14 protein-coding genes are annotated in these 14,123 nt (G+C 41.5%); 6 read left to right on the forward strand and 8 right to left on the reverse strand.

Features of this window, described 5'->3' with window-relative positions:
* The first annotated feature begins 149 nt into the window (after window positions 1–149).
* The 6 genes from KZ793_RS14375 to KZ793_RS14400 all read left to right on the forward strand — a co-directional run bounded on the left by KZ793_RS14375 (window position 150) and on the right by KZ793_RS14400 (window position 5,287).
* Window positions 150–872 (forward strand): helix-turn-helix transcriptional regulator, encoded by a 723-nt coding sequence (locus KZ793_RS14375; RefSeq protein WP_225815960.1) that lies wholly within the window; start codon window positions 150–152, stop codon window positions 870–872.
* Window positions 873–1,032: 160 nt separating this feature from the next.
* Window positions 1,033–1,755, forward strand: coding sequence for a helix-turn-helix transcriptional regulator (locus tag KZ793_RS14380; protein ID WP_225815961.1), 723 nt, complete (start codon window positions 1,033–1,035; stop codon window positions 1,753–1,755).
* A 160-nt stretch (window positions 1,756–1,915) separates the two neighbouring features.
* Complete coding sequence (locus KZ793_RS14385) at window positions 1,916–2,638, forward strand: helix-turn-helix transcriptional regulator (RefSeq protein ID WP_225815962.1); 723 nt, start codon at window positions 1,916–1,918, stop codon at window positions 2,636–2,638.
* 160 nt (window positions 2,639–2,798) lie between these two features.
* On the forward strand, window positions 2,799–3,521 hold the full coding sequence (locus KZ793_RS14390; RefSeq protein WP_225815963.1) for a helix-turn-helix transcriptional regulator: 723 nt from the start codon (window positions 2,799–2,801) through the stop codon (window positions 3,519–3,521).
* A 160-nt stretch (window positions 3,522–3,681) separates the two neighbouring features.
* Window positions 3,682–4,404, forward strand: a complete 723-nt coding sequence (locus tag KZ793_RS14395; protein WP_225815964.1) for a helix-turn-helix transcriptional regulator — start codon at window positions 3,682–3,684, stop codon at window positions 4,402–4,404.
* 160 nt (window positions 4,405–4,564) lie between these two features.
* Window positions 4,565–5,287: a helix-turn-helix transcriptional regulator gene (locus KZ793_RS14400; RefSeq protein WP_225815965.1), complete on the forward strand. Its 723-nt coding sequence runs from the start codon at window positions 4,565–4,567 to the stop codon at window positions 5,285–5,287.
* A gap of 324 nt (window positions 5,288–5,611) precedes the next feature.
* Here the strand turns inward: KZ793_RS14400 and KZ793_RS14405 are convergent, their stop codons facing one another.
* The 8 genes from KZ793_RS14405 to pyrG form a co-directional block, all read right to left on the reverse strand.
* Window positions 5,612–5,824: a helix-turn-helix domain-containing protein gene (locus KZ793_RS14405; protein ID WP_118986784.1), complete on the reverse strand. Its 213-nt coding sequence runs from the start codon at window positions 5,822–5,824 to the stop codon at window positions 5,612–5,614.
* A gap of 501 nt (window positions 5,825–6,325) precedes the next feature.
* Window positions 6,326–7,510: an MFS transporter gene (locus KZ793_RS14410; protein WP_225815966.1), complete on the reverse strand. Its 1,185-nt coding sequence runs from the start codon at window positions 7,508–7,510 to the stop codon at window positions 6,326–6,328.
* 22 nt (window positions 7,511–7,532) lie between these two features.
* Entirely contained in the window at window positions 7,533–8,714 is a 1,182-nt protein-coding gene (locus KZ793_RS14415) for a cysteine desulfurase family protein (RefSeq protein ID WP_225815967.1), read from the reverse strand.
* Between the two features lie 59 nt (window positions 8,715–8,773).
* Window positions 8,774–9,481: a hypothetical protein gene (locus KZ793_RS14420; protein ID WP_225815968.1), complete on the reverse strand. Its 708-nt coding sequence runs from the start codon at window positions 9,479–9,481 to the stop codon at window positions 8,774–8,776.
* 763 nt (window positions 9,482–10,244) lie between these two features.
* Window positions 10,245–10,514 carry a type II toxin-antitoxin system RelE/ParE family toxin gene (locus KZ793_RS14430; RefSeq protein WP_225815969.1) on the reverse strand — a complete coding sequence of 90 codons (270 nt, stop codon included), beginning with the start codon at window positions 10,512–10,514 and terminating at the stop codon, window positions 10,245–10,247.
* Between the two features lie 2 nt (window positions 10,515–10,516).
* Window positions 10,517–10,774 (reverse strand): type II toxin-antitoxin system RelB/DinJ family antitoxin, encoded by a 258-nt coding sequence (locus KZ793_RS14435; RefSeq protein ID WP_049583252.1) that lies wholly within the window; start codon window positions 10,772–10,774, stop codon window positions 10,517–10,519.
* A 152-nt stretch (window positions 10,775–10,926) separates the two neighbouring features.
* Entirely contained in the window at window positions 10,927–12,228 is a 1,302-nt protein-coding gene (eno, locus tag KZ793_RS14440; RefSeq protein WP_225815970.1) for a phosphopyruvate hydratase, read from the reverse strand.
* Between the two features lie 72 nt (window positions 12,229–12,300).
* Window positions 12,301–13,938, reverse strand: a complete 1,638-nt coding sequence (gene pyrG, locus KZ793_RS14445; RefSeq protein ID WP_225815971.1) for a glutamine hydrolyzing CTP synthase — start codon at window positions 13,936–13,938, stop codon at window positions 12,301–12,303.
* Window positions 13,939–14,123 lie beyond the last annotated feature (185 nt).

Genomic DNA, 14,123 nt, shown 5'->3' on the forward strand with positions numbered 1-14,123 from the left:
AATGCATAACATTACTGTCGTCACTATGCCATTAGGGTTCTGCCTAAGAACTCTACTCCCCGTCCAAAACTCGCTTAACCGCGCGAAGGACGGATTTGTGGGATACCTCACATGGAGGTTATCACAGTTTAATCATGATAGGTGAAATTATGAAAGATAAAAGCATGAATTTTTTTGTAAATAAAGATCTGGATATTCATTCAGAAAACTTTGACGCTTTCATATCATACATGGAAAATAGCAACGATTTTTGGGTTATAAAAGATAACGAATCTCGATTCGTCTATGCGAATGATGTTGCATTTTATTACAGTGGTCTTCCTAAGGGTTTTAATATAGAAGGAAGGCTTGATAGTGAATGTCCAGCACCGTGGGCTGAATTTGAAGATATTATACAAGCTAATGAAAGGAACGTAAGGATTAGCCAAAAGACCATTCCGGTACTAGACACTTTCATTTACGGCGGAAAAGAAAAAATAATCCAACAGTTTCTAGTCGATGTTACACCGCTAATGAAGGATGGAAAATGCATTGGAATTGTAGCGCACGGTAAAAAACTTCAAATTTATTCCATGTATCATTTTGAAAACAACAGGCACCCTGGCACATTAACTCTTGGCACACCAACTGATTTATTTACCGATAGAGAGTTCGATATAGTATTTTTTGCTTTGCAATCGCTAAGTGCTAAAGATATAGCGAGAAAATTAGGTATCACATATAGAACGGTACAAAGCAGGTTACAATTTATTTACCAAAAAATAGGGATAAACTCATTAAGCCAGTTAAAAGAATATTGCAGGGGTAAGGGGTACGATAATTATGCTCCTACCCGATTTATTAACCCTAATCCCTATATACCTCTGGCATAACAATGCATAACATTACTGTCGTCACTATGCCATTAGGGTTCTGTCTAACAGAACCCTATGCTCCAACCAAAACTCGCTTAACCGCGCGAAAAGCAGTTTTGTGGGATACCTCACATGGACGTTATCACGGTTTTACAGTTCAATCATGATGGGTGAAATTATGAAAGATAACACGATAAGTTTCTCTGTAAATAAAGATCTGGATGTTCATTCAAAAAGCTTTGATGCCTTCATATCATACATGGAAAACAGCAACGATTTTTGGATCATAAAAGACAGCGAGTCTCGATTTGTCTATGCCAATGATATTATGATCTATTATAGCGGCCTTCCTAAAGGTTTTAATATAGAAGGGAGGCTTGATAGTGAATGTCCAGCACCGTGGTCTGAATTTGAAGATATTATACAAGCTAATGATAAAAACGTAAGAATTAGCCAAAAAACCATTCCGGTACTAAACACCTTCACTTACGGAGGAAGAGAAAAAATAATCCAACCATTTATGCTCAATGTCACACCGCTAATGAAGGATGGAGAATGTATTGGGGTTGTGGGGCACGGTAAAAAACTTGAAATTTATGCCATGTACCATTTTGAAAACAACAGGCATCCTGACTCATTAACTTTCGGCACACCAACTGATTTATTTACCGACAGAGAGTTCGATATAATATTTTTTGCGTTGCAATCGCTAAGCGCTAAAGACATAGCGAGAAAATTAGGTATCACATATAGAACGGTACAAAGTAGGTTACAATTTATTTACCAAAAAATAGGGATAAATTCATTAAGCCAGTTAAAAGAATATTGCAGGGGTAAGGGGTACGATAATTATGCTCCTACCCGATTTATTAACCCTAATCCCTATATACCTCTGGCATAACGATGCACAACATTGCTGTCGTCACTATGCCATTAGGGTTCTGTCTAACAGAACCTTATGCTCCGACCAAAACTCGCTTAACCGCGCGAAAAGCAGTTTTTTGGGATACCTCACATGGACGTTATCACAGTTTTATAGTTCAATCATGATAGGTGAAATTATGAAAGATAACACGATGAGTTTCTCTGTAAACAGAGATCTGGATGTTCATTCAAAAAGCTTTGATGCTTTTATATCATACATGGAAAACAGCAACGATTTTTGGATCATAAAAGACAGCGAATCTCGATTCGTTTACGCTAATGATGTTACGCATTATTACTGCAACCTACCCAAAGGTTTTAGCATGGAAGGTAGACTTGATAGTGAATGTCCAGGACCATGGGTTGAGTTTGTAGATATTATACAAGCTAATGATAAAAACGTAATGGCGAGTCAAAAAACCATTCCGGTATTAAATACCTTCATTTATGGAGGAAGAGAAAAAATAATCCAACCGCTTCTAGTCAATATTACACCGCTAATGAAGGATGGAAAATGTATTGGGGTTGTGGGACACGGTAGAAAACTTGAAATTTATTCCATGTACCATTTTGAAAACAACAGGCATCCTGACTCATTAACTTTCGGCACACCAACTGATTTATTTACCGACAGAGAGTTCGATATAATATTTTTTGCGTTGCAATCGCTAAGCGCTAAAGACATAGCGAGAAAATTAGGTATCACATATAGAACGGTACAAAGTAGGTTACAATTTATTTACCAAAAAATAGGGATAAACTCATTAAGCCAGTTAAAAGAATATTGCAGGGGCAAGGGGTATGATAATTATGCTCCTACCCGATTTATTAACCCTAATCCCTATATACCTCTGGCATAACGATGCACAACATTGCTGTCGTCACTATGCCATTAGAGTTCTGTCTAACAGAACCTTATGCTCCGACCAAAACTCGCTTAACCGCGCGAAAAGCAGTTTTGTGGGATACCTCACATGGACGTTATCACAGTTTTACAGCTCAATCATGATAGGTGAAATTATGAAAGATAACACGATGAGTTTCTCTGTAAATAAAGATCTGGATGTTCATTCAAAAAGCTTTGATGCTTTTATATCATATATGGAAAACAGCAACGATTTTTGGGCTATAAAAGACAACGAACATCGATTCGTCTATGCCAATGATACTATGATTTATTACAGTGGTCTTCCTAAGGGTTTTAATATAGAAGGGAGGCTTGTTGGTGAGTGTCCAGCTCCGTGGTCTGAGCTTGAAGATATTGTACATGCTAATGATGGCAATGTAATGACGAGTCAAAAGACCATTCCGGTACTAAACACCTTCACTTACGGCGGGAGAGAAAAAATAATCCAACCATTTTTGGTCAATGTTACACCACTAATGAAGGATGGAGAATGTATTGGGGTTGTGGGGCACGGTAAAAAACTTGAAATTTATTCCATGTACCATTTTGAAAACAACAGGCATCCTGAATCATTAACTTTTGGCACACCAACTGATTTATTGACTGATAGAGAGTTCGATATAGTATTTTTTGCGTTGCAATCGCTAAGCGCTAAAGATATAGCTAAAAAATTAGGTATTTCATATAGAACGGTACAAAGCAGGCTGCATATCATTTATCAGAAAATAGGGATAAATTCATTAAGCCAGTTAAAAGAATATTGCAGGGGCAAAGGGTATGATAATTATGCTCCTACCCGATTTATTAACCCTAACCCTTTTATACCTCTGGCATAACAATGCATAACATTACTATCGTCACTATCCCATTAGGGTTCTGTCTAACAGAACCCTATGCTCCAACCAAAACTCGCTTAACCGCGCGAAAAGCAGTTTTGTGGGATACCTTACATGGACGTTATCTTAGTTTTACAGTTCAATTATGATAGGTGAAATTATGAAAGATAACACGATGAGTTTCTCTGTAAATAAAGATCTGGATGTTCATTCAAAAAGCTTTGATGCTTTCATATCATATATGGAAAATAGCAATGATTTTTGGGTTATAAAAGACAACGAATCTCGATTTGTCTATGTTAATGATGTTGCGTTTTATTACAGCAATCTCCCTAAGGGTTTTAATATGGAAGGGAGGCTTGATAGTGAATGTCCCGCACCGTGGGCTGAGTTTACAGATATTATACAAGCTAATGAAAGAAACGTAAGGATTAGTCAAAAGACCATTCCGGTACTAAACACTCTAACTTACGGCGGGAGAGAAAAAATGATCCAGCCGTTTCTAGTTGACATTACACCGCTAATGAAGGACGGAGAATGTATTGGGGTTGTGGGGCACGGTAGAAAACTTGAAATTTATTCCATGTATCATTTTGAAAACAACAGACATCCGGACTCATTAACTTTTGGCACACCAACTGATTTATTTACCGACAGAGAGTTCGATATAATATTTTTTGCGTTGCAATCACTAAGTGCTAAAGACATAGCGAGAAAATTAGGTATCACATATAGAACAGTACAAAGCAGGTTACAATTTATTTACCAGAAAATAGGGATAAATTCATTAAGCCAGTTAAAAGAATATTGCAGGGGTAAGGGGTATGATAATTATGCTCCTACCCGATTTATTAACCCTAATCCCTATATACCTCTGACATAATGATGAACTATACCATTATTGCCACTATTCCATTAGGGTTCTGTCTAACAGGACCCTATACTCCGACCAAAACTCGCTTAACAACGCGAAAAGCAGTTTTGTGGGATACCTCACATGGACGTTATCACAGTTTTATAGTTCAATCATGATAGGTGAAATTATGAAAGATAACACGATGAATTTCTCTGTAAATAAAGATCTGGATATTCATTCAAAAAGCTTTGATGCCTTCATATCATACATGGAGAACTGTAATGAGTTCTGGTATATAAAAGATAAGGAGTCGAGATTTATCTATATGAATGATTATGGACTTCATCATAGCGGACTACCCAAAGGGTTTAATGTTGAAGGTAAACTGGATAGTGAGTGTCCGGTTTATTGGTCTGAGGTTGCTGATATCATTCAATCTAATGACCATAGAGTGATGGAGGAAAAAAAAGTCATTCCTACTTTGATTACATTTATGTATGGTGGTAGGGATAAAATTATTCAACCATTTATGGCGGATGTCGCGCCTTTGATAAAAAATGGAGAGTCGATTGGCGTAGTAGGCAGAGCTAGAAAGCTAGAAGTTTTTTCCATGTATCATATGGAAATTAATAAACCTCCTGAATCATTATCATTTGGCAACCCAACTGAGATTTTTACAGATAGAGAGTTCGATATAGTATTTTTTGCGTTGCAATCGCTAAGCGCTAAAGACATAGCGAGAAAATTAGGTATCACATATAGAACAGTACAAAGCAGGTTACAATTTATTTACCAAAAAATAGGGATAAACTCATTAAGCCAGTTAAAAGAATATTGCAGGGGTAAGGGGTATGATAACTACGCCCCGACCCGATTTATTAACCCTAATCCCTATATACCTCTGGCATAACAATGAACCACATCGTTATTATCACTATTCCATTAGGGTTCTGTCTAACAGAACCCTAATCGCCGCCAAAAAAGTTTTGGTTTACCCGATTTTGGAATACTACGCCTATCTGACGATCCGTGAAATCAACAGAAATATAGAGAGAAGTGTCAACACAATACAAAAGATTAAATAATTGATGCAAAAAAATTAATTATGATAAACATCAAGGAGTGACGTTAATAACTCCATTTCAATCATGCCTGAAGCTTTCCAAAAGACACAAGAAAAGCTTCAGGCATTTAATCTCTTCTCATTGATTTTTTTCGAGAAGTTTATTTTAATTTATTTAGAATATCTGCTTGGCCATATTTCGAAAGGCTCACAATTCAAAGCAATAGCAATAAGTTGTTCACCCTTAGGCCACGGACGGTGCAAAGCATTTGATAAAGTAGATGATGCAAGCCCCGCTTCTCTTGAAACAGCAGCTAACGACGTTCCCCGTTTTTTAAGCCCTGCAATAATATCAGCCGGGTGCCAGTCGTTTTTGACAATCATTCCTTATTCTCCTCTCAGTTTGGTTATTCAAGGTGCTATATTCATACTCTCTTCAAATTAATATTTTTATATTGTTACAGCTTTTCCCTGAGTCCGCACTGGTGCGGAATATTTAAAAATAGCTGCACCAAGACGTAAAACCCCGTTAAGTACAGCCAAATATTCTCCGAATAGGAAAATGTTATATCTAACGATTAAACGGTCATAAATGAACTTTAATTGTTCAAAAATTTTCTTTTCTAGATATTAGAATATTCAAAAAGTTTAGTTGTTTTGGGAAATGTTGGAAGCCGCATTAAATACATTAGAGAATGCCCTAAAAAAGCGCTTCTATTACGAGGAATGACGCCAAGTGACTGCTCCCAGCTCAATCGATAATGTCGAAGTGCGGGACTAGACAGATTCAAAATTTAAATACTTTATGGTCATCGAAAAATTGCTTGTGCAACGGCAAATCAGCCAGTCGATAATTATCGACTGGCTGAATAACCGTTAACATGCTTAATTCTGTGCCGTCAGCCTGTCCTTAATGCGATCAAACCACCGCCCTCCCAATAATGCCACCACAAGTTCAAGAGAAGCTATTGCAGCTAGAGTTAGGATAAATAAGGTCTTGCCCGCACCAACTAATATCCATCCACCTATTACCGGAAATCCAAATATCCCCACAAAGTAGGCGACAACGAACCAAGTGAGGGCAGCATGACGATTCTCAAGCGCAGAGTCGTTTACTGCCCATGTTTGAATAACGGGATACACCAATCCATACCCTATTCCCGTTAACATGGCCGCCACAATCTGGAACATAGGGTGAACAGGTATGCCTAGCAAAGCCAAAATGCCCATGATTAAGAATAACATCAGCGCGATGACTAACGGGATACGAGGCATCGTCGATAAATGTCGGGCCAACAAAAGCCGCGACACAACCACGGTCGCTGCATGTACAGCAAAGAATGTACTTGCATTTGCTCGAGTCCCTTCGACCAGCGAACTTTGGAACGACATCATTCCAGAGAATACACAGCCCCCCAGACCCACCATCACAATGGGACGGATCGCGCTACTTGCAGCAATCTTGGTTATTTTTTTCACCCAAGGTCTCAGTGATAACTCCCGTTGACCATGCGGCTCCTTGATCCCAAAAGTCGCCAGAAGTAATGAGGCGAGGATACCAATGACACCAACAAAGAGAAACGTTATTTGGATGGGTATTCCTGCCTGTTCAACCGCTGCGGCAAGGAGGATGGGACTGCCACAAATCCCAGCCATTTGAAACGCGCTGAAACGAGTAAACCAGTGCCCCCGGTCAGCGTCAGTGACACGCTCCGACAATGCCATAGGCCCACTGATATAGAACATTCCCCAACCGAGTCCAATCAAGAACGCCGCAATACGCGGGATGTAACTCAGTTCACCACTGAAACCGCCTAAAAGAAAATAACCACAAGACATCGCCAACGCCGCAAGGGCTGCAAGGCGCGATGCTTCCAGTTGCCCGGCAAACCATCCCACCAAAGGAACGCCAATCAAGGTGCCGACCAAGGCCACGCCAAGGGTCGTCCCAGTGTCAATGTCACTCCCCCCTTGTGACCGAAAATACGCGGAAATAAGAAAGGTGGCGCCATATCCCCCCGCTGTGAACAGGGTTCCGAACAGGAGAAAAAGTGCCGACATTGTTCGCATGAGTCAAACTCCATCTTAATTATTACAGGATGCCGAATGGCTTTGGCGCCATCGACCTCAGTTTATTCACCGCTTTTTCCAGACGGAGACAAACATACCGTATCTCATCCTCATTATTAAATCTGCCCAGTCCGAAGCGCACACTGGCTTGAGCCTGAGCATCACTGACCCCTATTGCCTTCAGTACATGTGACGGAGCTCTGTTAGCGGATGTGCATGCAGACCCAGAGGACAACGCAATCTCGGAAAGCTCCAGCAAAAGCGAATCAGCATCCAAACCGTTGAAAGAGACATTTAACAGACCGGGAAGACATTCGGTGAGATGACCGTTTATCCGAACGTCAGCCATATTCTCGATAATATACAATCGAAGCAAATCCCGTAAATAACGTAACCTCATCGACTCATCAGGTAAGTTTTTAACAGACAGTTCGACGGCGCGCCCGAAACCTACTATCCCCGGGACGTTAAGGGTTCCAGAACGTAAGCCTCGTTCATGTCCTCCTCCAACAATGAGAGGAGAGAGTGTTATATTCTTATTGCGGGAATCAATATAAAGTGCACCAACCCCCTTTGGTCCATATATTTTGTGCGCGGAAAATGAGGCAAGGCTTATATTCATGCGCTGTACATCAAATTTTATTTTGCCGAGCGCTTGCGTGGCGTCTGTATGAAAAGGAATGTCACGTTCCTTACAGATCGCGCCTATCTCTTCAATTTTTTGTATTGAACCAATCTCGTTGTTAGCGGCCATAATCGAAACAAGATAAGTATCATCTCTTATTGCACGAGATATTGAGTCTGGAGATACGATGCCGTCGCTTTGCGGCGGTAAATAGGTCACCTCCGTTCCCATTGATTCGAGCCTGCCGCAACAATCAAGAACCGCCTTATGCTCGATTGTCGATGTAATGACATGCCCTCTTTTGCCCCGATGTTGAAGGCCCGCGATTGCAAGATTGTTCGACTCAGTGGAGCCAGATGTGAATATAATGTCGGAATGACTCGTCGCATTTATCGATGTTGATATCACTTTTCTTGCATTATCAACAGCTTCCATAGCTTTCCACCCAAATGCATGGTTATTACTGGAAGCATTTCCATAAGCGAAGGTAAAATAAGGCATCATAGTTTGAAGCACATCGGGATCTAATGGCGTTGTAGCATTGTTATCCAAATATATCGGCCGAGTTAAGTTGTACATAATTCTCCCCCTTAATAAACAAAGATGAAATTATTTTTTTATTATCTTGACTATATCTGCTAGGCAGTAATGACATCGCCTTTACTCACCTCCCCCTCTTCATTAACAAGATTAAGACGAATGGCAGTTGAAACACCAAGCATATGGCTGAGTTGTAGCCCACGCACATATGCCAAGGCTCTCGACCAAGCGCAGTCCTCAAAGAACACCTCCAGAATAGCGTCTGAGCTTTTGTGATCACCTGCGGCTTTCTCAAAATACTCCTTCGTAATTGCCGCACAGGTGAGTTTCTGAGTCGGCTCTTCGTAAGAAACATCTGATGTCGACGGTTTGCCGTCAGCGAGGTTTTTGGACACCATCCGCCGTGTGATGGTTTCGGGTATTTCCCCGGAGGCTAAAATATGGACAAGGTGCTGCCTGGCTGAATCTTCGTGAATAACACGTATTTCACTAAGCGGAATCTGACATTTTTCTGCTACGGGCAAGAAGATATTCCTGATCGAGGCATGGAGATGACTCAGGCGGGGGTTCCGTTTTTGAGAATTAGTGAGGTTATTTATCAGGAACTGGAGGCGGAATATCCCATGATGATCGAATGCCACGGATATCCTCGGTAATTGGCCACATTCATCTTGGCTTCGCTTGGCGAACATCAGAGCAGCCTCAAAGGCTTTCAACTGAGCCTCAACAATTATCTCACTATCCTTATTAAGATAAACTCGTGAATTCCCTGCCAGTATACTTACGTTAGTTTCTCGCTGATTCATTTTCATCAATATCCTTTACCATGATGGATCATATGTATAAGGATGCCCGAAGGATCCATTAATTTTTGGAGCAGGGGAGTTCTTAAAGAGTGATTGATATAACGTATGGAATATAAGGAGATCTTTATAATTTCACGTACGCTGAATACCTTTTTCTCTTACGATCCCGGTTATAAAACAAGTATGTATGATATTAGACAAGGGTATAATTCCCATAAAAGAAGTTGGATAAAGGTTAGCGTATCTTTTTTATCAAAAAATAGATCTTCGTCTTGTTTAAACATTTTTTCTTTTTGACCTTGCAGCCGTAGCTCCGAGCCCGACCATCGGACATCATCCCGCTCTCAGTTTACCGGGGAATTCTGTCACACCAATACAAGGTCCAGTTGCCAAGTACGACTATGTCCGAACTGTTATTAAGACAGCTAACTAAAATCCGTTATATCAAGGTAAATCTTCTCAGCAACATTAAAGGGGGGATTCTCGCTATTAAGCCATCGGCGAAAAGTTTCATATGTGAAAACATGGCTGCACCGACCGACTGCCTCAGGAAAACTCAAAAATTGACGTTGTAGAAGTTATCAGGCTATTACCCTTATGAAGGAGGGTTTTAGCCTTTCATTTGGAAGAATAAAATTATTTCAGGTTTGTCATGCTCAAACATCAACCTATTACACACAGCTCAACTTAATTTTTTCTCTTCGAATCACAGCTAGCTCTCCGCTCAACAAACATATTTAAAAATCCATCAGTTATCCTCTTACTATCCGAATAAATCAGCATGGCTACCAAATCGATACAAGATCAATTCAGTGTCCGTACGTCGATAAATCAGTAGTAAACCCGGTGCTCCATGACATTCCAAATAACCAATATAGTTACCATTCAGGCGGTGTTCTTTATACTTCGGTGGTAATGGCTGGCCGGTTTGCAAAAGCGCAAGGGTTTTCATAATGATTTCTTGCGCTTTTTTATTGTTGACGTACTTTTTGGCATCCCTTTTAAATCGGCTCTGATAAACGAAAATCAACACTGTTACCAGCCTAAATCACTTTTTAATTCATCAAGCGTGTTGGCACGGTGAACACCTATCCCGTTCTCTAGATCATGAATTGCCTGTAACGTCTCGCTATTCGGTTGCAGCAACCCATCCGGTAGCCGACCTTCTGCGGCTAATCGATTAATAACCATACGTATAACGGTAGATAAATCGAGCCCAAGTGCTTTGGCATTTGCCATTGCCGCCGCTTTGCAGGCTGGTGACACCCTGGCTCTGACAACAGTATCAGTCATAGTAAATGCTCCCCTGTGTGTTTGATTAGAACACCGTAGCCTTTTTGTAGCCACACGTCAAAAGATTATAAATATGACTTGGTAGCCAATTATCTGAGGAGGGTTTTACCCCTCCTGTTTAATTTTAATTCTAATACTTAATTAATTACCTATTAAGACTGACCTTTTACTTCTTTCAGGCCATAGAAAGGAGCTCGGTTACCCAAAGCTTCTTCAATACGGATCAACTGATTGTATTTAGCAACGCGATCAGAACGGCTCATAGAACCGGTTTTGATTTGACCTGCCGCAGTACCTACGGCCAGATCAGCAATAGTCGCATCTTCTGTTTCACCAGAACGATGAGAGATTACCGCAGTGTAACCTGCGTCTTTTGCCATTTTAATCGCTGCCAGTGTTTCTGTCAGAGAACCAATCTGGTTGAATTTAATCAGAATGGAGTTAGCAATGCCTTTCTCAATACCTTCTTTCAAGATCTTAGTATTGGTAACAAACAGATCATCACCAACCAACTGGATTTTCTCGCCCAATACTTTCGTCTGGTAAGCAAAGCCTTCCCAGTCAGATTCATTCAATCCATCTTCGATAGAAACAATCGGATATTTTCTGGTCAAATCTTCCAGGTAATGGGTGAACTCCTGAGAAGTGAAAGTCTTACCTTCCCCTTTCAGTTCGTAGTTACCGGTTTCTGGGTTGTAGAATTCAGAAGCAGCACAATCCATAGCCAAAGTAACATCTTTGCCCAGAACATAGCCTGCTTGTTCTACCGCTTCTTTAATAGCCGCCAGCGCAGCAGCGTTAGATTCCAGGTTAGGCGCATAGCCACCTTCGTCACCAACCGCAGTACTCATGCCTTTTGCTTTCAGAACTTTAGCCAAGTGATGGAAAACTTCAGAACCGATACGAACCGCCTCTTTCAGCGTTTTTGCTCCAATCGGTTGAATCATAAATTCCTGGATATCAACGTTGTTATCCGCGTGCTCACCACCATTGATGATGTTCATCATCGGCAATGGCATAGAGAATTTACCCGGAGTGCCATTCAATTCAGCAATGTGCTCGTACAACGGCATGCCTTTCGCTGCTGCTGCGGCTTTAGCATTAGCCAGAGAAACCGCCAGAATCGCATTAGCACCGAATTTAGATTTATTTTCAGTACCATCCAGGTCGATCATGATTCTGTCGATGTTAACCTGATCTTTAGCATCCTGACCGATAACTGCTTGTGCAATCGGGCCATTTACTGCATCAACAGCTTTCAGTACACCTTTACCCATAAAACGGGATTTGTCACCGTCACGCAGTTCCAACGCTTCGCGAGAACCGGTAGATGCACCAGAGGGTGCAGCCGCTAAACCCACAAAACCCCCTTCCAGATGCACTTCTGCTTCTACGGTTGGGTTACCACGGGAGTCAATGATTTCACGACCGATCACTTTAACGATTTTGGACATTAGGTTTTCCTCAGTACAAGTTACATTTCAGATAAGTGACGGAATAGTTCATACCGTCACTCACTGCACATCTTATTTGAGCTGGCCTTTCTGGTATTTACCGGCGGCTTTAACAAAACCAGTAAACAACGGATGGCCATCACGAGGAGTGGAAGTAAATTCTGGGTGGAACTGACAAGCCACGAACCAAGGATGGTCTGGGATCTCAATAATTTCTACTAATTTACTGTCCACTGAACGACCTGCTACCCGCAGACCAGCATCTTCAATACGTTTCAGCAGTAAATTATTCACTTCATAACGATGCCGATGACGCTCAACAATCGTATCTGCCCCATACAAAGCGCGCACCAAGCTATCTTTTGTCAGGTGACATGGCTGACCACCCACACGCATCGTTCCACCAAGATCACTCTCTTCGCTACGCACTTCTAAATTACCGTCTTCATCACGCCATTCGGTGATCAGACCAACAACTGGGAACCGGCAATCAGGTTCAAATTCTGTTGAGCTGGCTTTTTCCAAGCCCGCAACATGACGAGAAAACTCAATCAATGCTACCTGCATGCCGAGACAGATCCCCAGATAAGGAGTTTTGTTCTCACGAGCATAACGGGCTGTCATGATTTTGCCTTCCACACCACGGCCACCGAAACCACCAGGAACCAGAATCGCATCCAGCCCCTTCAATAATTCAACGCCACGAGTTTCAACATCCTGGGAATCAATCAGTTTGATGTTAACCGTCAGGCGATTTTTCAATCCACCGTGCTTCAATGCCTCAATCACGGATTTGTACGCATCAGGCAGTTCAACATATTTACCCACCATCCCAATAGTAACTTCACCGGCAGGATTAGCTTCTTCGTAAATGACTTGCTCCCATTCGGACAAATTTGCTTCCGGACAATCGAGGCTGAATCGTTTACAAATATAATCATCTAAGCCTTGAGATTTCAATAGCCCTGGGATTTTATAAATGGAATCAACGTCTTTTAGGGAGATAACCGCTTTCTCTGGTACATTACAGAAAAGAGCAATTTTTGCACGCTCATTAGCAGGAATGACGCGATCTGAGCGGCAAATCAGAATATCCGGTTGAATACCGATAGAAAGCAGTTCTTTTACCGAATGCTGAGTAGGTTTAGTTTTGACTTCGCCAGCCGCTGCCAGATAAGGCACCAGTGTCAGATGCAGATATAAAGTGTGTTCACGGCCAACTTCTACTGCCATTTGGCGAATCGCTTCAAGGAATGGTAAAGATTCAATATCACCGACAGTACCACCGACTTCCACCAGCACCACATCATGACCTTCACCACCACTGATGATGCGATCTTTGATTTCATTGGTGATGTGAGGAATAACTTGAACAGTCGCCCCCAAATAGTCGCCACGGCGCTCTTTGCGCAGAACTTCGGAATAAACCCGCCCCGTCGTAAAGTTATTGCGGCGAGTCATTTTAGTGCGGATGAAACGCTCATAGTGACCTAAATCGAGATCAGTTTCAGCGCCGTCTTCAGTAACGAAGACCTCCCCATGTTGGATTGGGCTCATCGTACCTGGATCGACATTGATGTACGGGTCCAGTTTCATAATAGTGACATTGAGTCCACGGGCTTCGAGTATAGCCGCCAAAGAGGCTGCGGCAATGCCTTTACCCAGAGAGGATACGACCCCGCCGGTCACAAAAATATAATTAGTTTTCATGCTGAACCTGAAAGTTTAGGTTTAAAGATGATGGATATAACCAGGACGGGAAAGCAGTATACCCGAACCTTAAATTTGCCACAAATAATCTGAACGCAAATAAGGTATTTTCCACCATACCTTAATCAAGAACCCCCCCTAATTATTATTTAAATTCATTAGGTTAGTTTCTTTAAGAAAAATCG

The sequence above is a fragment of the Photorhabdus antumapuensis genome, from assembly GCF_020387775.1.
Classification (GTDB): Bacteria; Pseudomonadota; Gammaproteobacteria; order Enterobacterales; family Enterobacteriaceae; genus Photorhabdus; species Photorhabdus antumapuensis.